General features: G+C 67.7%; 19 protein-coding genes. 9 read left to right on the top strand and 10 right to left on the bottom strand.

What is annotated here, in order from left to right; all coding sequences use genetic code 11:
- Positions 1–10: 10 nt before the first annotated feature.
- From ABIC21_RS17345 to ccsB, 3 genes are read left to right on the top strand one after another with little or no spacing between them, the layout of a single operon-like run.
- On the top strand, positions 11–766 hold the full coding sequence (locus ABIC21_RS17345) for a cytochrome c biogenesis CcdA family protein (RefSeq protein WP_354351625.1): 756 nt from the start codon (positions 11–13) through the stop codon (positions 764–766).
- Complete coding sequence (gene resB / locus ABIC21_RS17340; RefSeq protein WP_502936020.1) at positions 766–2,658, top strand: cytochrome c biogenesis protein ResB; 1,893 nt, start codon at positions 766–768, stop codon at positions 2,656–2,658. The genes ABIC21_RS17345 and resB overlap by 1 nt, the downstream gene beginning before the upstream one ends.
- On the top strand, positions 2,658–3,782 hold the full coding sequence (gene ccsB, locus ABIC21_RS17335; protein WP_354351624.1) for a c-type cytochrome biogenesis protein CcsB: 1,125 nt from the start codon (positions 2,658–2,660) through the stop codon (positions 3,780–3,782). The genes resB and ccsB overlap by 1 nt, the downstream gene beginning before the upstream one ends.
- Positions 3,783–4,419: 637 nt before the next feature.
- Here the strand turns inward: ccsB and ABIC21_RS17330 are convergent.
- Both ABIC21_RS17330 and ABIC21_RS17325 read right to left on the bottom strand, forming a co-directional pair.
- Positions 4,420–5,400: a hypothetical protein gene (locus ABIC21_RS17330; RefSeq protein ID WP_354351623.1), complete on the bottom strand. Its 981-nt coding sequence runs from the start codon at positions 5,398–5,400 to the stop codon at positions 4,420–4,422.
- A 239-nt stretch (positions 5,401–5,639) separates the two neighbouring features.
- Positions 5,640–6,056 (bottom strand): PLD nuclease N-terminal domain-containing protein, encoded by a 417-nt coding sequence (locus ABIC21_RS17325; RefSeq protein ID WP_354351622.1) that lies wholly within the window; start codon positions 6,054–6,056, stop codon positions 5,640–5,642.
- Between the two features lie 215 nt (positions 6,057–6,271).
- Here ABIC21_RS17325 and ABIC21_RS17320 point away from each other — a divergent pair, with 215 nt between their 5' ends.
- Complete coding sequence (locus ABIC21_RS17320; protein WP_354351621.1) at positions 6,272–6,580, top strand: DUF4229 domain-containing protein; 309 nt, start codon at positions 6,272–6,274, stop codon at positions 6,578–6,580.
- Between the two features lie 5 nt (positions 6,581–6,585).
- On the opposite strand, the gene ABIC21_RS17315 is transcribed toward ABIC21_RS17320, so the two are convergent.
- The 7 genes from ABIC21_RS17315 to ABIC21_RS17285 form a co-directional block, all read right to left on the bottom strand.
- Positions 6,586–7,221, bottom strand: a complete 636-nt coding sequence (locus ABIC21_RS17315) for a dihydrofolate reductase family protein (RefSeq protein WP_354351620.1) — start codon at positions 7,219–7,221, stop codon at positions 6,586–6,588.
- 148 nt (positions 7,222–7,369) lie between these two features.
- Entirely contained in the window at positions 7,370–8,251 is an 882-nt protein-coding gene (locus ABIC21_RS17310) for a 1,4-dihydroxy-2-naphthoate polyprenyltransferase (RefSeq protein ID WP_354351619.1), read from the bottom strand.
- A 48-nt stretch (positions 8,252–8,299) separates the two neighbouring features.
- A complete protein-coding gene (locus ABIC21_RS17305; RefSeq protein WP_354351618.1) occupies positions 8,300–9,469 on the bottom strand; it encodes an AMP-binding protein in 1,170 nt (389 codons plus the stop codon).
- 9 nt (positions 9,470–9,478) lie between these two features.
- Entirely contained in the window at positions 9,479–10,432 is a 954-nt protein-coding gene (locus tag ABIC21_RS17300; protein ID WP_354351617.1) for a 1,4-dihydroxy-2-naphthoyl-CoA synthase, read from the bottom strand.
- A 21-nt stretch (positions 10,433–10,453) separates the two neighbouring features.
- Positions 10,454–10,894 (bottom strand): VOC family protein, encoded by a 441-nt coding sequence (locus ABIC21_RS17295; protein ID WP_354351616.1) that lies wholly within the window; start codon positions 10,892–10,894, stop codon positions 10,454–10,456.
- Between the two features lie 45 nt (positions 10,895–10,939).
- Positions 10,940–12,202: a S1C family serine protease gene (locus tag ABIC21_RS17290; protein WP_354351615.1), complete on the bottom strand. Its 1,263-nt coding sequence runs from the start codon at positions 12,200–12,202 to the stop codon at positions 10,940–10,942.
- Between the two features lie 122 nt (positions 12,203–12,324).
- Positions 12,325–13,086 (bottom strand): CPBP family intramembrane glutamic endopeptidase, encoded by a 762-nt coding sequence (locus ABIC21_RS17285; protein ID WP_354351614.1) that lies wholly within the window; start codon positions 13,084–13,086, stop codon positions 12,325–12,327.
- 52 nt (positions 13,087–13,138) lie between these two features.
- Between ABIC21_RS17285 and ABIC21_RS17280 the strand changes: the two genes are divergently transcribed.
- The 5 genes from ABIC21_RS17280 (at position 13,139) to ABIC21_RS17260 (ending at position 19,361) form a co-directional block, all read left to right on the top strand.
- Positions 13,139–14,113, top strand: coding sequence for a metal ABC transporter substrate-binding protein (locus ABIC21_RS17280; protein WP_354351613.1), 975 nt, complete (start codon positions 13,139–13,141; stop codon positions 14,111–14,113).
- Entirely contained in the window at positions 14,110–14,898 is a 789-nt protein-coding gene (locus tag ABIC21_RS17275; protein WP_354351612.1) for a metal ABC transporter ATP-binding protein, read from the top strand. The genes ABIC21_RS17280 and ABIC21_RS17275 overlap by 4 nt, the downstream gene beginning before the upstream one ends.
- Positions 14,899–14,946: 48 nt before the next feature.
- Positions 14,947–15,777 (top strand): metal ABC transporter permease, encoded by an 831-nt coding sequence (locus tag ABIC21_RS17270; RefSeq protein ID WP_502936022.1) that lies wholly within the window; start codon positions 14,947–14,949, stop codon positions 15,775–15,777.
- A gap of 133 nt (positions 15,778–15,910) precedes the next feature.
- Positions 15,911–17,584, top strand: a complete 1,674-nt coding sequence (locus ABIC21_RS17265; protein ID WP_354351610.1) for an ABC-F family ATP-binding cassette domain-containing protein — start codon at positions 15,911–15,913, stop codon at positions 17,582–17,584.
- A 316-nt stretch (positions 17,585–17,900) separates the two neighbouring features.
- Complete coding sequence (locus ABIC21_RS17260; protein WP_354351609.1) at positions 17,901–19,361, top strand: amino acid permease; 1,461 nt, start codon at positions 17,901–17,903, stop codon at positions 19,359–19,361.
- A gap of 174 nt (positions 19,362–19,535) precedes the next feature.
- Here the strand turns inward: ABIC21_RS17260 and ABIC21_RS17255 are convergent, their stop codons facing one another.
- Positions 19,536–20,075, bottom strand: coding sequence for a hypothetical protein (locus tag ABIC21_RS17255; protein ID WP_354351608.1), 540 nt, complete (start codon positions 20,073–20,075; stop codon positions 19,536–19,538).
- Between the last annotated feature and the right edge of the window lie 634 nt (positions 20,076–20,709).

Raw genomic sequence — 20,709 nt, 5'->3', positions numbered from 1 at the left:
GCCAGCCACCGTGAACAGCCCCTTCGCCGAAGCCATCCTGAGCGGATCGCTGCTGCTTGCCATCCCCGTGGCACTGCTCGCCGGCTTCGTCTCCTTCCTGTCGCCCTGCGTGCTGCCCCTCGTGCCGGGGTACCTGGGCTACGTCACGGGACTGACCGGCGTCGACCTCCAGAAGCAGAAGCGCGGCCGGATGCTGGCCGGCATCGGGCTCTTTGTCCTGGGCTTCTCGGTGATTTTCGTGCTGCTCGGCGGGGCGTTCGGGCAGCTGGGGACGCTGATCACCGGCTCGGAGAACGCGTGGATCACGCAGGTGCTGGGCGTCCTTGTGATCATCATGGGTGTGGTGTTCATGGGCGGCTTCGGCTGGCTCCAGCGCGACGCCAAGATCCAGTCGAAGCCGCCCGCCGGGCTGTGGGGCGCGCCGCTGCTGGGCATCACCTTCGGCCTCGGCTGGGCGCCCTGCATCGGCCCGACGTATTCCGCGGTCCAGCTGCTGAGCCTCTCCGGCGGGTCCTCGGCCGCCAAGGGCGCGTTCCTGGCGTTCGTCTACAGCCTGGGCCTGGGCATCCCGTTCCTGCTGATCGCCCTGGCCGTGCGCCGCGGCATCGGCGTGATGTCCTTCTTCCGCAAGCACCGGCTCGCCATCCAGCGCATCGGCGGCGGCATCCTGGTGGGGCTGGGCCTGCTGATGGCCAGCGGCGTCTGGGGAACCTGGGTGTCCGAGTTGCAGTACTGGTTCCAAACCGATGTGAAATTGCCGATCTGATGAGCGAGCGAGTGAACGAAGAGACGAATCTCCCAGCCGACGGCACGAAGCGCCCCGGCTCCCAGCCTGGCGGCAGCCAGCACGGCGGCACATCCGGCAGCAAGCCGGGAGCCAAGTCCGGTGCCAGCCCCGTGGCCGCCGCCAAGGCGGAAGCTGTCCTTCCCACGCTCGGGCCGATGGGCATGCTCCGCTGGGCCTGGACCCAGCTGACCAGCATGCGTACCGCGTTGTTCCTGCTGCTGATGCTGGCCGTGGCCGCGGTGCCCGGTTCGCTGTTCCCGCAGCGGCCCGCCAACCCCTCGATCGTCACGCAGTACATCAAGGACAACCCGGACTACGGCAAGATCCTCGACTCGCTCCAGCTCTACGACGTGTACTCCTCGGCGTGGTTTTCGGCGATCTACATCCTGCTGTTCATCTCCCTGATCGGCTGCGTCGTCCCGCGCGCCATCGCGCACTACAAGGCGATGCGCTCCCAGCCGCCGCGGACGCCCGCGCGGCTGTCCCGGCTGCCCGAATACGGCACCCTCGTGATTCCCGCCGGTGCCGGGATCCCGGCGTCGCGCGCCATTGACGATGCCGCCGGACTGCTGAAGAGGCGCGGCTACCGCGTCGACGTCCGCGACCGCGACGGCGCCCGGCCGTCAATCGGTGCGGAGCGCGGCTTCCTGCGCGAAGTCGGCAACCTGGTCTTCCACACCTCGCTGATCGGAGTGCTCGTCTCGGTCGCGATCGGCGGGCTGTTCGGCTACAGCGGGCAGCGCATCCTGGTGGAGGGCGACACCTTCGTGAACACGCTCGTCGGCTACGACCAGTTCACCCCGGGCACCAACTTCCAGAGCAGCCAGCTGGAGCCGTACTCGGTCCAGCTGGACAAGTTCCAGATCACGTTCGACCGGGAGTCCCAGGGCAAGATCGGCCAGCCCATCGACTTCCAGGCCGACGTCACCACCAAGGAATCCCCGGACGCGCCCGCCCAGAAAGAGGTGCTGAAGGTCAACGACCCGCTCACCCTCGGCGGCACCAGCATGTACCTCACCGGCAACGGCTACGCCCCGGTCGTCACCATCCGCGACGGCGCCGGAAACATCGCCATGCAGGGGCCGGTGGTGGCCAAGCTGCAGGGCGACAACTACTACTCCTCCGCGGTCATCAAGGTCCCCGACGCCAAGCCGGAGCAGCTCGCCTTCGCCGGCTTCTTCCTGCCCACCGCGTTCGTCACCGAGGAAGGCGTGTCCTTCAGCGGGGACCCGGAGCTGTTCAACCCGCAGCTGACCCTGAACTCGTACTACGGCGACCTCGGACTGGACGACGGCGCCCCGCAGAACGTCTTCGAACTCGACGTCAAGAAGCTCACCCCGCTCAACGCCCGCAACCTCGACGCCGGCGGCATCACCCTCTCGCCGGGCGCCAGCTACACCCTCCCGGACGGCAAGGGCACCATCAGCTTCGACGGCGTGAAGCGCTACATCGGCGTCGATATCCACCACAACCCGGGCCAGCTCTACGCCCTGATCTTCGCGCTGCTGGCGGTGGCCGGCCTGGTCACCTCGCTGTACGTGAACCGCCGCCGAGTCTGGGTCCGGACCGGAACCCACGCGGACGGCCGCACCATGGTCGAATACGGCCTCCTCGCCCGCGGCGAGGACCACCGGCTCGCCGGCGAGGCCGCCGCGATCCGCAAGCTGCTGGCCGGCGCCTGGGATCTCGACGACGACGGCGGCTCCCAGCCGGCTCCCAGCGGGGGCGCGGATAATGACCGGGCGGATGCCAAGCTTCCCGGTGCCGGTGCCGGTGCCGGTGCCGGTGCCGGGCAGGCCTCCCCGGACCATCCCGCAGCAGACTTCATCCAGTCCACAGCAGGCTCTTCCGAGTCAAAGAAGGAACAGTAATGCTCCCCATCAACGAAACCATGGGCCAGTACAGCGAGTTGTTCATGCTCCTCGCAGCCGGCACGTACACGGTGGCGTTCATCGCCTTTGCGTGGGACCTGGCCAAGAGCAGCAAGACGCTGCGCGCGGTGGACCTCAAGGCCGCCGAGCTCTCCGGCGCCGCGTCCGCCCGCGTTCCGGTGGCTGCCGGCGTCGGGGCCTCTTCTTCCTCCTCTTCTTCCGCCGGCGCTGTTGACCGGGCCGACGCTGACGTGGCCGGGCCTGTCGGCCGGGCCGAGCGGCCGTCGTCGTCCGTGGCGGCTGCTTCCGGGAACGCCGCCGGCATCGGCCAGACCGCCGACGGCGCCATGCGCTACTCCGCCGAGCGCCGCGCGCCCGCCCGGGTCGCCGTCGCCCTGACCGTGCTGGGTGCCGCCATCCACGCGGCCGGCGTCATCACCAGGGCCATCGGCGCGGGCCGGGTGCCGTGGGGCAACATGTACGAGTTCCTCACCACCGGCGCGTTTGTGGCCGTGGCCGTCTTCCTGCTGGTCCTGATCCGGCGCGACCTGCGGTTCCTGGGCACCTTCGTGGTGGGCCTGTCGATCATCATGCTAGTGGCTGCCTCCGTGGCGTACTGGACGCCGGTGGGGCACCTCGTTCCAGCGCTCCAGAGTTACTGGCTGATCATCCACGTCTCGATCGCCGTGCTGTCCTCCGCGCTGTTCACCCTGACCTTCGCGATGTCGGCGCTGCAGCTCGTCCAGACGCACCGGCAGAAGACCATCGCCGCCGGCGGTGCCGACAAGCTGGGCTTCATGCGCCTCGTGCCGTCCGCGCTGAGCCTCGAGAACCTCTCCTACCGGATCAACGCCATCGCGTTTGTCGGCTGGACCTTCACGCTCATGTTCGGCGCCATCTGGGCCGAGAAGGCCTGGGGCCGGTTCTGGGGCTGGGACACCAAGGAAGTGTGGACCTTCGTGATCTGGGTGGTCTACGCCGGCTACCTGCACGCCCGCGCCACGCGTGGCTGGACCGGCACCCGCGCGGCCTGGCTGTCGATCGTCGGCTACCTCTGCGTGGTGTTCAACTTCACCATCGTGAACCAGTTCTTCAACGGCCTGCACTCCTACTCGGGGCTTTAGCCCGCAGCCTCACCTCTGCGCGATTCGCCTCCGCGACTCGCCCCCCAATTCGCCTCCGCGATTCGCCACGAATGGCCGCTAAGCCACTCGGCTCCGCGCCCATTCACCACGAGTGGCCGCTAAACCGACGCGCTTGGCGGCCATTCGTGTCAGATGGGTGGGCGGGCGGGCCGACTCTCTCCATCGATTCACCACGAGTGGCCGCTAAGCCACTCGGCTCCGCGCCCATTCACCACGAATGGCCGCTATACCGACCCGCTTGGCGGCCATTCGTGTCAGATGGGTGCTTGGGCGGCTCGGGTAGCGGCCGTTCGTGTCAGATGGATGGCAGAGCCTGCTGACTCCCTTCATCGATTCGCCACAAGTGGCCGCTATACCGACCCGCTTGGCGGCCATTCGTGTCAGATGGGTGCTTGGGCGGCTCGGGAAGCGGCCGTTCGTGTCAGATGGATGGCAGAGCCTGCTGACTCCCTTCATCGATTCGCCACAAGTGGCCGCTATGCCGACCCGCTTGGCGGCCATTCGTGTCAGATGGATGGCAGAGCCTGCCGACTCCCTTCATCGATTCGCCACAAGTGGCCGCTATGCCACCCGGCTCCTCGCCCATTCACCACGAGTGGCCGCTATGCGGACCCGGTTAGCGGCCATTCGTGTCATATGGGCGCGAGGCGGGCGCGGAACCCCTTGGACTCCGGCCCGGCTCGGGGGTCCAGCCGCGCTCCTCTAGCGCCGCCCGCACCCGGGTCACGGCAGTCGGCGTCATGCCGGGTGCCAGCGGGTCCAGGTCCGTCTGCGTCAACACGACAACGCGCCATCCGGCATCCCTGGCGTTTTCATCTCGGAAGATGTCGCTGCGACGCTGCCCCGGATCGGCGTGATGCGCGCCGTCGTACTGGATCGCGATCCTTTCCCGCTCGTAGGAGAGGTCCGGGTCCTGGATCCATCCGCCGGTCTCGTCGAAAATCGGGACGTTGATTCCGGGCTCCGGCAGGCCATGGCGAGTCAGGAGCAGCCGGAGCTCGGTCTCTTTGGGTGAGTCCGTGTTGGCGCGCATCAGCGCCCGGGCACGCACGGCACGCCGGTATCCCGGCCTGCCCCGTTTCCCGGCGAGGAATGCGTCCAGGGCATCGACCGTGGTCAGCGGGTTCCTCCGGCGCAGCAGGAAGTCGCCGGCAATCACCAAATCGTCGAGGTTCAGTATGTCGGCGAGGTCGAACCACGTCCGCAGTGGGGACGTGCACCTCACCCAGGCCCCGGCCACGACTTCGTCCGGTTCGAGTGACTGCTGATGGCCCACGACATTCTTGTACCGCACGGCCCGCCGGCCCGGATCACTGGTCAGATGGACAACAGCCACGTTCTCCAACGCCAGCGGCAGGGGGAAGCCCCAAAGCACTGCCGCAGACAGGTGACTCACGACTGCGCCGGTCGCAGCAGTCAGGGCGCGCAATCGATCCAGCAAGCTGTTCTGGGTGGTGGCCGGGGCGCGCACCCCGTGGCAGTGGTTGACGAGGTCCCGAGCCCGGGTCCGACGTCGGCTCAGCCCGGCGGCGCGGGCTTCGGCCACCGTGAAGGGCTGGTTGAGAAGTTGCGGAAGAAGCTCGCTGGGCGGGTGCATACGAGCATTCTGCGCCCGTCAGGAAGGTGCTCGGAGGTTATCCACAGTGTGGAGGAGGAGTGGGTCCTGGAATCGGCAATGAAGGGGCGCGTGTGCGGAACGGGCGAGTGTGATTGGTGCGGATCGCAGGGGCGGCGCTGATTGGAGCGGGTGCAGTGGCGGCGCTGATTGGAGCGCGCGCGGAAACGGGGGGCGGGGTTGACTGGCGCCGTTGCGTGACGCCGGAAGTTGGACCGGTGCTACTTGACCTCGTCGGTGCCCTGCGTGTCGCCGCTGCCGGAGGCTTCGCCGGACTCGGAGCCGCGCGTGCCCTTGGAGTCGTCGGCCTTGGGCTCTTTGGCGTCCAGCTCGTCCTTGAGCTTCTTGAGCCGGTCCGCTTCGGCCTGCTTGCGGCGGCGGAGTTCGAGGTTGCGCAGGAACTCCGGGTCGTCATCGGGCGCGATGGGGTGGCTGTAATTGGTGCCCACCGGGCTGGTCCCGCGCGGCCGGCCAATGAGGAACCACAGGATGGCGCCGATCACCGGAAGGACGATCTGCACCACAATCCAGGCCGGCTTGGAGATGCCTTTGGTCTGGCGAGGGTCAGTGCGGATCACGTCGACCAGTCCGTAGACGAAAACGACGAGAACGGCGACAACAACCACTACACGGAGCATGTAATTAGTCTAGCCTCCGGGGGAGTCTCCGGCTTCTACTGATCGCTGGTCCGGGTGGGAAGTGTGACGCGACCCTGGAAGCCTGCCGCGCCCGCGGACGAGGCCCGCGAACGAGGCCCGCCGGAGCCCCGCGGGTGGGCGGCAGGTGGTCCTGCGGTGGTGCGGGAGAAGGGCCTCGGTGGGCCGGGGCGGCCGCCGGCGGCTAAACTTGGAGAGTGGCTTTCCTGAAATACTCCCTGATCCGGCTGGCGCTCTTTGCGCCGTTGTTCGCGCTGTTCGTTTACCTTGAGCTCGGATGGCTGCTGGCCGTCCTTTGCGCGGGCATGATGGCCTTCGCGATCAGCTTCCTCTTCTTCCAGAAGCAGCGGGACGACGCCGCCGCCTCGCTCCACCAGCGGTTCTCCGGCAAGGCCAAGCCGCTGCGCAGCGCCGGGGAAGTGGACGACGCCGACGCCGAGGACCGCCTGGTCGACGCGCACCCGGACATCACGGTCCACACGGACAACCGCCCGAAGGACGCCTAGCTCCTCTAGCCCTTCTGGCCGCCGGCGGACATATCGGCCGACATGTCGCCGACGCCGGGAGTGCCTTCGGCGAGGGCGTAGCGATGCAGCACCGCACCCTTCGGCGAGGCGACTACCGGCTCGATGAGCCTGAGGTTCGTCGGAACGACCCCGCCGGCGAGGACCTTCTTTCCACCGCCGAGGAGGATCGGATACACCCAGAGGTTGAGCCGATCGAAGAGCCGCTCGGCCAACAGCGTCTGCACGAAGTTGAGGCTGCCGATGACGTGGATGTCCGCGTACCGGTCGCGCAGGTCGCGCACGGCGGCGACGACATCAGGACCCAGCAGTGTGGAGTGGGCCCACTCGAGGGCCGGCGTCTGGCGCGAGGCCACGTATTTCGGGAGCCGGTTGAACAGCTCTGCGATGTCCCCGTGGGCGTGCGGCCAGTACCCGGCGAAGATGTCGTAGGTCCGGCGCCCCAGCAGCAGCGCGTCCATCCCGGCCATCCCGGCGTCGATCTGCCCGCCGACGACCTCGTCTAAGAGAGGCGCCTGCCAGCCGCCGAACGCGAAACCGTTGTCGGTGTCCTCGTCCGGCCCGCCGGGCGCCTGCGCGACGCCGTCGAGCGTGGTGAACAGGTCGATCTGGATGAGTCCCATGCCGTGCTCCTCTCAGCCGCCCGCCGTCGCCCCGGCGACAGGATCACTTCGAGGCTGGCACACGATCCTCCTGCGAAGCAACGGGTATCAGGAAGCAGACTCTGGAGCCCGTGGTGCCGCGGGCAGCCCAAGGGCGCCCCGCAGCCCCCTAGAACCCGTGGCTCAGCACCAGCCCCAGTGAGAACAGCACCGCGTAGCCGAGGTTGATCAGCCCCGTCTGCTTGAGCACCGGAACCAGGCTCTTGCGGCGCCGCCCGGAGATCATCAGCCAGGACGGCATCAGGCTGGCCGGGATCAGCAGCAGCACAATCAGCATCCACGGCCGGGTCGGGGCCAGCACAATCGGCAGCAGGATCGCGACGGCGAGCATCAGCACGTAGCTTTCCCGGGCATGCTTGTCGCCGAGCCGCACGGCCAGGGTCTTCTTCCCGGCCTTCCGGTCGGTGGGGATGTCACGGACGTTGTTGGCCATGAGCAGCGCGCAGGCGATGAGGCCGGTGCCGATGGCGCCGATGATGGCCGGGAGGCTGATCTGGCCGGCCTGCGTGTAGGTGGTGCCGAGGGTGGCGACGAGGCCGAAGAACACAAAGACAAACAAGTCGCCCAGGCCCATGTAGCCGTAGGGATTCTTCCCGCCCGTGTAGCCCCAGGCGGCGAGGACGCAGCCCAGGCCCACCAGGATCAGCCACCACGTCTGCGAGAGGATCACCAGGGCCAGGCCAAACACCATCGCCAGCCCGAACGCTGCGAACGCGGCGTACTTGACGTGCTCGGGCTTCGCGGCGCCGGAGCCGACCAGCCGGAGCGGGCCCACCCGGTCCTCATCGGTGCCGCGGATGCCGTCGGAGTAGTCGTTGGCGTAGTTCACGCCAATCTGCAGCAGCAGAGCCACCAGCGCGGCCAGCACGGCATGGAGCGGCAGGAAGGCGTCCATCTCGTACGCGGCCGCGGTGCCGATCAGGACAGGCGCGATCGCGGCCGGCAGGGTGCGCAGTCGGGCGCCTTGGATCCATTGAGCGGCTGTTGCCACGGTCAGTACCTCGTGTTGGTTTGGCTAAACCGGGAGTGCCCGGACTGTCTATTTTCCCTGATGCAGCTCTGAGAGCCGAACCGTCATCGCCAGGCGGTCGGGTTTCCCGTTCGGCAGCATCAGCAGGTCACCGGCGGCCAGCACGGTTTTCGGTGCCAGCGTGCCCAGTGCCGGCGCCCAGGCAGCACCCGCCGTGAAGTCGCGGATGCCTTCCGGCGAGCTGTCGGCCAGCGCCACATAGGCGGCGAGGGCCTGGCCCCACTCGGCCGAGGGGACCCCGGCGACAAAGGCGGCCCGCACGCCGTCGAGCTTCTCCAGCTCCGCCTGCACGTGCGCGGCGGAGACCTTCACGCCGCCGGTGATGACGACGTCGTCGGCCCGGCCCAGGACGGTCAGCTTCCCGGTGGCGTCGATGGAGCCGAGGTCGCTGGTGCGGTACCAGCGGACGCCGTCCTCCTCGAGGAAAGCGGCGGCCGTGAGCCCGGGTTCGCCGAGGTAGCCGGCGGCGAGTGTGGCGCCGCCCAGCAGGATCCTGCCGTCCCCGTCCACCCGGGCCAGCACGTCCTCGAGCGGGAAGCCGTCGTACACGCAGCCGCCGCAGGTCTCGGCCGAGCCGTAGGTGGTGATCACGCGGGCGCCGGCGTCGCGGGCGGCGGCAAGCAGTCCGGGCGTGGCGGGGCCGCCGCCGAGCAGGATGCCGTTGAAGCGCCGCAGGACGGCCAGCGTTTCGGCCGACGGCGCGTCCAGCAGCCGCTGCAGCTGGGTGGGCACCAGCGAGGTGAAGCGGATCTTGTCCGTGAGTTCCAGGGCCGCGGCGGTGAACGCCTCCGGGGTGAACCCGCTGGACATGTCCATCGCCCACGGCCGGGTGCCGGCGAACAGGGAGCGCACCAGGACCTGCACCCCGGCCACATACTGCACGGGCAGCGCGAGCAGCCACTGGCCCTCGCCCTTGAGCGCGAAGGCGGTGGCCACGGAGGACGCCGCCAGCGCGTCCACCGCGAGGACCGTCGCCTTGGGCGCGCCGGTGGAGCCGGAGGTGCGCACCACCACCGCGGCGTCCTCATAGCCCGGCGTTTCCACGGCGGATACCACGACGTTGCCGTCGGCGTCGGCGGAAAGTTCGACGGCGGGGCCCTCGCCGTGGAGGGCGTCCGCCAGCGCCTTGAGCGCCGGTTCGATGTTCGGGGGTTGGGAAGACACAGCTCCGGAAGTCATCGGGCCGCCTTAGAAGTAGTACGGGAAGCTGGACCAGTCCGGATCGCGCTTCTCCAGGAAGGCTTCCTTGCCCTCCACGGCCTCGTCCGTCATGTACGCCAGCCGGGTGGCTTCGCCGGCGAAGACCTGCTGGCCGGCCAGGCCGTCGTCGGCCAGGTTGAAGGCGAACTTCAGCATCCGGAGGGCCTGCGGGGACTGCCGGGCGATGTCGGCGGCGTATTCCAGCGCCACGTCCTCGAGCCGCTCATGGTCCACGGCCTCGTTGACGGCGCCCATGCGGACCATGTCCTCGGCCGAGTATTCGCGGGCCAGGAAGAAGATCTCCCGGGCGGCCTTCTGGCCGATCTGGCGGGCCAGCAGCGCGGAGCCGTAGCCGGCGTCGAAACTGCCGACCGTCGCGTCGGTCTGCTTGAACTTCCCGTGCTGGCGGGAGGCGATGGTCAGGTCGGCGACGACGTGCAGCGAGTGCCCGCCGCCGGCGGCCCAGCCGTTGACGACGGCGATGACCACCTTGGGCATGGTGCGCATGAGTCGTTGGACCTCGAGGATATGGAGCCGGCCCGCGCGGGCCGGGTCGATGGTCTCCGTGGTCTCCCCCTCTGCGTAGCGGTACCCGTCCCGGCCGCGGATCCTCTGGTCCCCGCCGGAGCAGAACGAGTGGCCGCCGTCCTTGGCGGAGGGACCGTTGCCGGTCAGCAGCACGGTGGCCACGTCCGGGGTCATCCGGGCGTGGTCCATGGCGCGGTACAGCTCGTCCACGGTGCCGGGCCGGAAGGCGTTCCGCACCTCGGGCCGGTTGAAGGCGATGCGGACCGTCGGGAGGTCCCGGACCACGCTGCCGTCGTCGGAACGCTCCACCTGCCGGTGGTAGGTCATGTCCTGGAAGTCGTCAAAGCCGGACACAGTGCGCCAGCGGGTGGGGTCAAAGACGTCGGACACCTTGGCGGGGATTTCGTTGCTCACAGTCCGAGTCTAGTAATCGCCTCAGCTGATGCAGAACTCGTTGCCTTCCGGGTCCGCCATGGTGTGCCACGAATGCGGCCCCTGGCTGGCGGACCAGAGGTACGTGGCGCCGCGGGCCTCGAGGGCGGCGCGCGCCTCATCCTTGTCCGCGCCGGCCAGGTTGACGTCCCAGTGGATCCTGTTCTTGATGGTCTTTTCCTCCGGGACCGTCTGGAAGAGGATGCGGCGGGCAGGCGGCTTGGCGTCGAGTTCCTCGGGCGGGCGGATCGCGGCCCCGGCGCCCCACACCAGCTTTCCGTGGTGCCGCGTGGTTTCCGCCTCCGTGGCGAAGCCCTGCGCGATCATGGACCGGATGAAATCCTCGTCCTGCGGCTCCACCGCCCACTCAAGGGTTTCGGCCCACCAGTCGGCGAGCGTATGCGGGTCCCGGCAGTCGACGGCGATCTGGATGTTCAGTGTCATGGAAAGAAACTACGACGTCGGCGCGCGCGGCGGTAGGGGTGTGTCTCAGCACGCTGACGGCGGACCTTGCGGGGTGTAGGAATCCGCGATCCGCCAGATCGTCCCGTCCCACTGCATGACGTACTCCAGAGCCCAATCCGAGCACGCCTGGCCCGCGGGCCCATCCGCAGGGTCCTGGACAGTGCGCAGCCGGACGGCCGCTATCACCTCCGCTCCCGACGTCGTCACGTCGGCGATGTCCAGGGTCCGCCAGAAGGAAGAGGCCAGGCCTGCGCGCCAGGTTTCCAGCCCGCCCATCCGCTCCTGCATTTCCGGGCTCAGGATGGCGAACGCGAGGTCGTAGGCGCCCAGATTGATTGATTGGCCATGGAATACCAGGCTCCGCGCGACGTTGACGGCCTCGGGATGGTCGGAGCTGACGGTGACGGCGACGGAGCCGGCCTCGTCTGCCGGCGGCAGGCCACAGCTGGCCGGAGCGACGGCTTCGGTGCGTCCACTCCAGCTCTCGACGGCGAGGGCAGCCTTGCGGGCATCGACGGCGTAGGCTGTGCCCTCGGCACTGAAATCGTCGGCGCGGTTGGTGCCGAAGACCCAAGCCCGTTTGGAGCTGACGACACCGGCCACTTCGCCCTCCAGCGTCAGCAGGGGGCCGCCGCTGTTCCCGGGGTTGATGGCGGCGTCCGTTTGGACCAGGTTGGTGACGGTCCGTTCGCCGATGGTCTGCTGCCGGTTGAGTCCACTGACACGGCCGGCGGTGAAAGTGAGGTCGGCATCCAACGGGTAGCCAAGCGCCGCCACTTCTTGGCCGAGTTCCGGCGGAAGCGTGACGAAGTCGAAGACGTGGCCGTCGACGGGACGGGATGTGCGCAGGAGGGCGAGGTCGGCTGGTTCGTCGACGCCCAGCACCTCGGCGCTCACGATTTCCGTTCCCATGCTCACACTGATGTCGGCCTGGTCCGTGACGACATGCGCCGCCGTCACAATCAGGTCATCCCTGACGAGAAATCCGGTACCGACTCCGCCTCCGTCGCAGAGCGTGACGTTAATCTTCGCGACACCGGAGCGGACCGCCGCCACGGTGTCGGCCCAGCCTGCCGGCGGTGGGGCCGTCGTCGTCGTGACGGCCGGGGTCGACGACGGCGGCGGCGGTGCGGGCGGGCCGGATGCTGCCGCCGTCGTACTGGGGGCAGGAGCGGAAGGTGCGCCGGGAATTGTGATGCAGCCTGACAGGCTCAGGACGAGGACCAGCAGCGCTGCGGGCGCCGCGAGTGCGGCGTGGGCGGAGGTTCGGCGGACTGGGGCTTTCATGGCGGTCCTTTCCCACAACAAAGGTTGCCGCTTTAGCCCGCCCAAACTATCGCGAAGTGCCCCCAAGATAGTCCATATGCCGCCGAACGGCCAGAGGTGACCTCCGCCCGCGTTGCTCTTGGTTAGCCCTGCACTTGCTGGAGTTGCTCCATCAGTTCCGGCGGGATGGCGTAGATGAAGATGACCGCCAGGAGGTTCTTCGAAGCGTGGACGAAGTAGGCGAACATGACGTTCCTGCCGGTCCAGACGTAGACGAACACCAGCACGGCGCCCATCGCGAGGTAGGGCATCAGCACCTGCAGGCTCAGGTCCTCCTGGCCCACGATGTGCAGGGCCGCGAACAGCACCACGGACAGGGAGCAGCACACCCAGATGTTGACCCGCCGGCCGAGCTTGCCGATCAGCAGGTGGCGGAAGATGTACTCCTCCACGAAGGGCCCCACGATCACCAGCAGCGGCACCATCAGCCAGGCCGGCACCTGCTGCATGAGGGCCTGGAGGCCGGCCTGGTTGGCCGACGTCTGCGGCGTTCCGGTGATGGAGACCAGGACCGCGGTGAGGATCATCATGGCGACGACGGCCAAGGGGACCATGAGCGCGGTGAACCATGGCCTGGTGGCGAGCACCCTGAGGTCCCGGGCGGCGACGTGCCGGACGGCGGCCAGGGCCAGGAGGCCGATGACGCCGTAGAAGATCAGGTTGACCGTGTAGGACGCCACCGCCGGGTTCGGGGACAGCTCGAGGAGCAGCGGGACCAGCAGCCCGCCGGCCACGGCGAAGAACGCGGCCACCGCCACGTACAGGCCCGCCGTGATGAAATCGAGCCGCGAGAACCGGTAAAGTTCCGGCCGCGGCGCCGGTGGTGTGCGGAGAACAGTGCCCATGCCACCAGCCTAGCGCCGCGGCCGGACGGCCGGGTCCCGTATAATATTCGGTATGCCTAATAATTTGTTTCGGTCCGCCAAAGTTGTCGGCCGAACGCGTCGCCGCCGCACTGCCGGAGCCGCCGTCGCCGCCGTCCTGCTCTCACTGTCCCTGGCCGCATGCGGTGCTGCCATCCCGGGCCAGGGGCCGGGTTCCGCGGACGACAAGCCCGTCGTGCTGACCACCTTCACCGTGCTCGCCGACGTGGCGCAGAACGTGGCGGGCGACAAACTGCAGGTCGAATCGATCACCAAGGTCGGCGCCGAAATCCACGGCTACGAGCCCACGCCCGGGGACATCCGCAAGGCGTCCAAGGCGGACCTGATCCTGGACAACGGGCTGAATCTGGAAGCCTGGTTTGCCCAGTTCGTCGAGGGCTTGGACGTTCCGCACGCCGTGGTGAGCGAAGGCGTGGAAGTGCTGTCCATCAGTGAAGATTCCTACGAGGGCAAGCCGAACCCGCACGCGTGGATGTCGCCGGTCAATGTGCAGCTGTACGTGGACAACATGGTGAAGGCATTCTCGAAGCTTGATCCGGAGAACGCCGCGGTTTTCGAGGCGAACGGCGCGGCGTACAAGGCCCAGCTGCAGTCCGTGAAGGACGAAATGGTCCAGAAGCTCGCCACGGTCCCCGAAGCGCAGCGGGCGCTGGTGTCGTGTGAGGGCGCCTTCTCGTATCTGGCGCGCGACGCAGGCCTCCGCGAGGTCTACATCTGGGCGGTCAACGCCGAACAGCAGGCCACCCCGCAGCAGATCACCAAGGCCATCGAATTCGTCAAGGCCAACAACGTCCCGGCCGTCTTCTGCGAGTCCACGGTCTCGGACGCACCGATGCGCCAGGTGGTGGGGGCCACCGGATCGGCCTTCGGCGGCGTGCTGTACGTGGACTCGCTCTCCGAATCGGACGGCCCGGTGCCCACGTACCTGGACCTCATCCGGCACGATTCCAAGCTCATCACTGAAGGCCTGACGGGAGCAGCATCATGAGCAATCCGGCCATTCTGGTGGAAAACGTCACCGTCCATTACGGGGAGGTCCTGGCGCTCGACGCCGCCTCACTCACCGTCGGGGCGGCCCGGATCTGCGGGCTGGTGGGCATGAACGGCTCCGGCAAATCCACGCTGTTCAAGGCGATCATGGGCATGGTCAAGCCCGACGCCGGCCGCGTCCTCATCAACGGCGAATCACCGGCGAAGGCGCGCAAAAAGGGCGGAATCGGCTACGTCCCGCAGAGCGAGGACGTGGACTGGCAATTCCCGCTGTCCGTCCGCGACGTGGTGATGATGGGCCGCTACGGGCACCAGGGCTTCACCCGCCGCGCGTCCAAGGCGGACCGCGACGCCGTCGACCTCGCCCTGGACCGGGTGGAACTGTCCGAATTCGCCAACCGGCAGATCGGCCAGCTCTCCGGCGGCCAGAAGAAGCGCGCCTTCGTGGCCCGCGGCATCGCCCAGGGCGCCACCATGATGCTCCTGGACGAGCCGTTCGCCGGCGTGGACAAGCGCTCCGAGGCAACGATTACGCGCCTGCTGAAGGAACTCGCCGCGGACGGCTGCACCATCCTCGTCTCAACCCATGACCTGCACGCCCTGCCCCAGCTCTGCGACGAGGCGGTGCTCCTGATGCGCAAGGTCCTGATGCACGGCCCGCCCGAGGTGGTGCTGCAGCCGGAGCACCTGGCCATGGCCTTCGGCCTCGACGTCCTCAACCGCGACGTTCCGGAGACCGGCCTGTCGGCCCCCGGCGTTTCGAACCAGCCGGGAAGGAACTGAGCCGTGGATCTCTTTGACCTCCTGCTGGAACCGTTGAGCTACGACTTCATGGTCCGCGCCATCGTCACCACGGCGCTCGCCGCCATCGTGTGCGCGGTACTGAGCTGCTGGCTGGTGCTGATCGGCTGGTCCTTGATGGGGGACGCCGTTTCCCACGCCGTGCTGCCCGGGGTGGTGCTCGCCTACATCGTCGGGGCGCCCTTCGCGCTGGGCGCGCTGGTGTTCGCGCTGATCGCCGTGACCCTGATCGGGGTGGTCCGCAACACCAGCAGGGTGAAGGAGGACGCGGCGATCGGGATCGTCTTCACCTCGCTGTTCGCCCTGGGCCTGGTGCTCATCTCCGTCACGCCCAGCCAGACGGACCTCAACCACATCATCTTCGGCAACCTGCTCGGCGTCAGCGTCCCGGACCTCATCCAGGTCCTGGTGCTGGGTGTGGTCGCCTTTGCCATCCTGATCCTCAAGCGGCGCGACCTCACGCTCTATGCCTTCGACCCCACGCACGCCCATGCGATCGGGCTGTCCCCGAAGCGCCTCGGGGCCCTGCTGCTGGGCCTGCTGGCGCTGACGTCCGTGGTGGCGCTGCAGACCGTGGGCGTGGTGCTGGTGGTGGCCATGCTGATCATCCCCGGCGCCACCGCCTACCTGCTGACGGACCGGTTCTCCCGGATGCTCGTGATCGCGCCGGTCATTTCCGCGCTGTGTTCCATCGCCGGCATCTACCTCAGCTACTACCTGGACACCGCCTCCGGCGCGATGGTGGTCCTGACGCAGGGCGCCGCGTTCGCCGTCGTCTATCTGTTCAGCCCCCGGCAGGGGCTGATCGGCACCCGGCTGGCGATGGCCCGGCGCCGGAAAGCGGCCGCGCTCGCCGCCTGACGTTGCCCGCCCGGGCGCCGGCGTTCCCGGCCGGACGGCGGCCGACGGCGGCACACGCGTCGCGTGGGGGGCCGCGGTGTCATACTTGACGACGCAAGCCGCCGCCAGGCTCGCCACTACCTGCGAGGACTCCTTGAGCGAACATCTCCGCCTTTCGGGCGTATCCCATGGCTACGGGGACCGCCAGCTGTTTGCCGACGTCGAGCTTGCCATCACGGCCGGTGAACATGTGGCGATCGTCGGCGAAAACGGCGCCGGCAAATCCACGCTGCTGCGGATTCTGGCCGGGCTCGAGGCCCCGGACGAGGGCACCGCGGTCAGCCGGGGCCGCGTCGGCTACCTCGCCCAGACTCTGGGCCTGCCTGATGCGTTCACTGTGCGCAACGCCGTCGATGCCGCACTGGAGTCCCTCCGCGAACTGGAGGCCGAGCTGGACCGCCTGGAGGACGGGCTGGCCGATGCGGAAGCGGACGAACTGGAGCGCTACGGCAACCTGCAGACGCAGTACCAGCTCCGGGAAGGCTACGCCGCGGAATCCCGGGTGGAGGCGGCGCTGGACCGGCTGGGCCTGGGCGGCCTGGACCGGATGAGGACACTGGGCTCGCTCTCCGGCGGGGAACAGGAACGCGTGGCACTGGCCTGCGTGATGGCCGATCCCGCGGACATCCTGCTCCTGGACGAACCCACCAACCACCTTGACGCCAGCGGAACGGCATGGCTGGAGGCGCGGCTCGCGGCGCACCGCGGCACCGTGGTGGTGGTCTCCCACGACCGTGTCCTGCTGCGCAAAGTCGCCTCGACCGTTATCGAAGTGGACGCCGAACGCCGGACAGTCAACCGCTACGGCAACGGTTACGAGGGCTACCTGCGCGAGAAGGCCGCCGAACGCGAGCGCTGGGCGCAGCAGTACCGCGGGTGGCTGGACGCGATGGCGGCCGAACGGCTCCAGGCGGACACGGTCACGGACAAGATGGGCTACGCCCGCCAGCGCGACAACGACAAAATGGGCTTCGACTTCAAGGCCGGCACGTGGCAGAAGGCGGCCTCCAGCAAGGTCCGGAATGCCCAGGAGCGGCTCCGCAGGCTCGAGGCCAACCCCATCGACCGCCCGCCGGTGCCCCTGAAGCTGGCGGCGGAACTGCTGGCGGATGGTGCGGCGGGACCGGCCCTCGAAGCCCGGGGAGTGTCGGTGCCCGCCCGGCTGGAACCGACGGACATCCGGGTGGAGGCGGGCCAGAAGATCCTCATCACCGGCCCCAATGGTGCCGGCAAGTCCACGCTGCTTTCCGTCCTGGCGGGCACGCTGGCACCGGCCCAGGGCACTGTGGTGAGGCACGGCCGGATCGGGTACCTGCAGCAGGAGCTGGAGCTCCCGCAGCGCCCGGGGCTGCGCCTCCTGCCGGCTTTCGCCGCGGGCCTGGGCGGCAACATCGATGAGCACGCCGAGGCGCTGCTGCGGCTGGGGCTCTTCCGGACCAGCGAATTCCACGTCCCGGTGGGAAGCTTGTCCGCCGGGCAACAACGCAGGCTGGCGCTGGCCCGGCTTCTGCTGGGCGGATACGGGACGATGCTGGTCGACGAGCCCACCAACCACTTGGCGCCCGTTTTGGTGGAACAGCTGGAAGCGGCACTTTCGGACTTTGCCGGGACGCTGGTTATGGTCAGCCACGACCGCGCGCTGGGGGAATGGTTCGACACGTGCGCCGCTGAAAGCAGCACCGGGAGCCGGGCTGCGAGCCGCGCCGGGACCGCGGCCGGGGCCGGGAAATGGCTCCGCTATGCGATGCGGAACGGCGCCTTGGCCTAGTGGCCGGCCTTATCTGACGGCGCCTTGGCCTGAAATCGGCCTAACTGACGGGTACGCCGGGGCCTGATGGACTGAATTCGAATATCGTTCGGTGTTCCAGCCGAAATCGCGCCATAAATTAGGCATAACACCCGCGCAGTGTTGCCCGCGTCACGACTTGGTCGCTAATGCTAGTACGATGGATGAGCCGCGCGAGCTTCGACACTTGTGAGGTTCGGTACATGTCTGGGCTCCCACAAGGGGCCTTGGCCCGAATTTTGTGTACTTGAATCCACGGTCACTTCCCGGCCATACTCCGACCTACAAGGAATCAGCTGTGCCTTCAATTACCCCCACAGAACTTAAGAGCACCACGGCGCAACCCGCCGTCGTCGACTCGACCCTCAGCGCCGAGGGCTACAAGAAATCCCTGAGCGGCCGCCAGGTCACCATGATCGCGATGGGCGGCGCCATCGGCGTCGGCCTCTTCATGGGTGCCGGCGGGCGGCTGGCCTCCACCGGCCCCGCGCTGATCTTCTCCTACGCCATTGCCGGCGTCATCGCCTACCTGCTGATGCGCGCCCTCGGCGAACTCATCATGTACCGCCAGACGTCGGGCTCCTTCGTCAGCTACGCCGGCGAAATGTTCGGCAAAAAGGGCGCGTACGTTTCCGGCTGGATGTACTTCATCAACTGGGCCATGACCGGCATCGCCGAGCTCATCGCGATCGGCCTGTACTTCCAGTTCTTCTTCCCCAACGTGCCGGTCGAGCTGTCCGCCATCGCGGCGCTGCTGCTGCTCGTGGGCGTGAACCTGCTGAGCGTTAAGGCGTTCGGTGAATTCGAGTTCTGGGCCTCCTGCCTCAAGGTCGGCGCCATCCTCATCTTCCTGGCCGTGGGCACCTTCATGGTCATCACCAACGCCCAGGTCGGCGACGGCAACGCCTCGGTCAACAACCTCTTCGCCGCTGAAGGGGGCATGTTCCCCAAGGGTGCGCTGGTCATGATCCTGGTCCTGAACGCCGTCATCTTCGCCTACAACGGCATTGAGCTCGTCGGCATCACCGCCGGCGAAATGCAGGACCCGGCCAAGGAAGTGCCCAAGGCCATCCGCGCCGTCGTCTTCCGCATCGTCGTGTTCTACGTCGGCTCCGTCACCCTGCTGGCCATGCTGCTGCCCTCGGACCAGTACGTCGCCGGCACCTCGCCGTTCGTCACCGTGTTCGGCCAGATGGGCCTCGGCTGGATGGGCGATGTCATGAACATGATCGTCATCACCGCCGCGCTGTCCTCCTGCAACTCGGGCCTGTACTCGATCGGCCGGATCTTCCGCACCATGGCCAACAATGGACATGCTCCGGTGTGGCTCACCAAGATGTCCAAGAGCCACGTGCCCTATGCGGCCATCCTGGCCATCGGCGGCGTCTACCTGGTGGGCATCCTCCTCAACATCTGGCTCGGCGGCTCGCACGCCTTCGACCTGGCGCTGAACTCCGCGTCCATCGGCGTGATCTTCACCTGGGGCGCCATCTTCGCCAGCCAGATCGCGCTGCGCAAGACCAAGGGCAAGGTCTCCTCCCTGCCCGCGCCCGGCGGAATCTGGGCCAGCTGGGCCGGCCTGATTGCCCTGCTGGCGATCACGGTGCTGATCGGCTTCGATACCATGACCAGCAAGACCGGTGAAGTGTTCCACCTCGGCCTCTGGACCCTGGCGACCATCCCGTTCTTCGCGCTCATGCTGTGGCTCGGCTGGCACAAGGTCAAGAACAACGAACCGAAGAACGCACTCTTCAACTAACCGCTACAGGCAACATCCAAGCGGACGACGACGGCGGGCCCCCAGTGCGGGGGTCCGCCGTCGTTGGGTTAAGGGGCAGCGCGTGAGGCCTGGGGAACTGCCGCGCGAGGCCTGAGGAACCCGGGGCGCCGGGTTGATCCCGGGCCCGCATGCGAACTTCGCCGACGCAGGTGGCTAGCCGATGCTGTACCAGTTCGTCCCGTCATGCGTAACTTCCAGGCCGCCGCCGGACTGGGTTGTCTGGGCGTTCTGGTCGTAAACAAAACCACTCTGGGTGGCGGGGCAGGATCCCACCGCGGGGCCGTCGGTCGCAAGCGTCGTGGTGCCTTCGTAGCCCTGGAGGTAGAAGCCGGTCACGGGGCCGTCCTTGCCCTGGGAGTTGACCCGGGGAGCGGTGGCCACCAGACCCTGAACGCTCGTGGTGGTGCTGCGTTCCTGGACGATTTCCTTGGTCTGCCCGTTCCCCGTCGTGAGGGTTTTCGTGCAGGTCCACGTCGTATCGCTCACGGACTCCACGCGGAAGTCGACCGTTGAAGCGTGCGTCTGGAGTGCTTTGTTGTTCCATGCGAAAACGTCCTGGACGTCCCCCTTGCCAACAAAGCCGGTACCCGTGGCAGGGTCGAACGTGACGGTCGCCGCTGCCGGTGACGCCAGGGTCAGTGATGCCGCGAAGGCCGCCGCAGTGGCAGCTAACACGAAAGATTTCCCACTCATGAGACCAATTCCCCTCTAGTTTTACTCAGGCGCCGATCGCCAGGTCCCTGCACGGAGCGGTGAAGCTCGTTAATGCCGTTGCTGCCGTCTACGAATGAGGCTGGAGACTTCTTATGAGTAGTGAGTACCCTACTTTTTCGTTCGGACTTGGATGTATTACTGAGACCAAGAGGTCCCCGACTGGGCTAAATGGCCAGGCGAGGGTGCCAGGCGAGCAGCGGCAGGCTCAAGATCCTGCGAGCAGCCCCCACCGGGGCAAGAGTGGCGAGGCAGCCGTCAGACGCGGCGCCGAAGTCCCTCTGGGGCCGGGCCGGGGCCGGAGCAGGATCAGGAGCGGAGATCGAGCCAACGATGCATCCATCTGACGCATATGGCCGTTAAACGTGGTGGTTTAGCGGCCATTCGTGGTGAATGGGCGAGCTCGGGCCGCTGTCCAGGGTGGTTTGGCGGCCATTCGTGGTGAATGGGCGAGCTCGGGCCGCTGTCCAGGGTGGTTTGGCGGCCATTCGTGGTGAATGGGCGAGCTCGGGCCGCTGTCCAGGGTGGTTTGGCGGCCATTCGTGTCATATGGGTGGCCGGGCGGCCCGACGTTCTTCAACGATTCGCCACAAGTGGCCGCTATTCGTGGTGGTTT

Origin of the sequence: Pseudarthrobacter sp. PvP090 (assembly GCF_040547365.1) — a bacterium.
Taxonomy (GTDB): domain Bacteria; phylum Actinomycetota; class Actinomycetes; order Actinomycetales; family Micrococcaceae; genus Arthrobacter.
The sequence above is the reverse complement of the archived record's forward strand: the minus strand, read 5'-3'. Positions and strand labels throughout refer to the sequence as shown.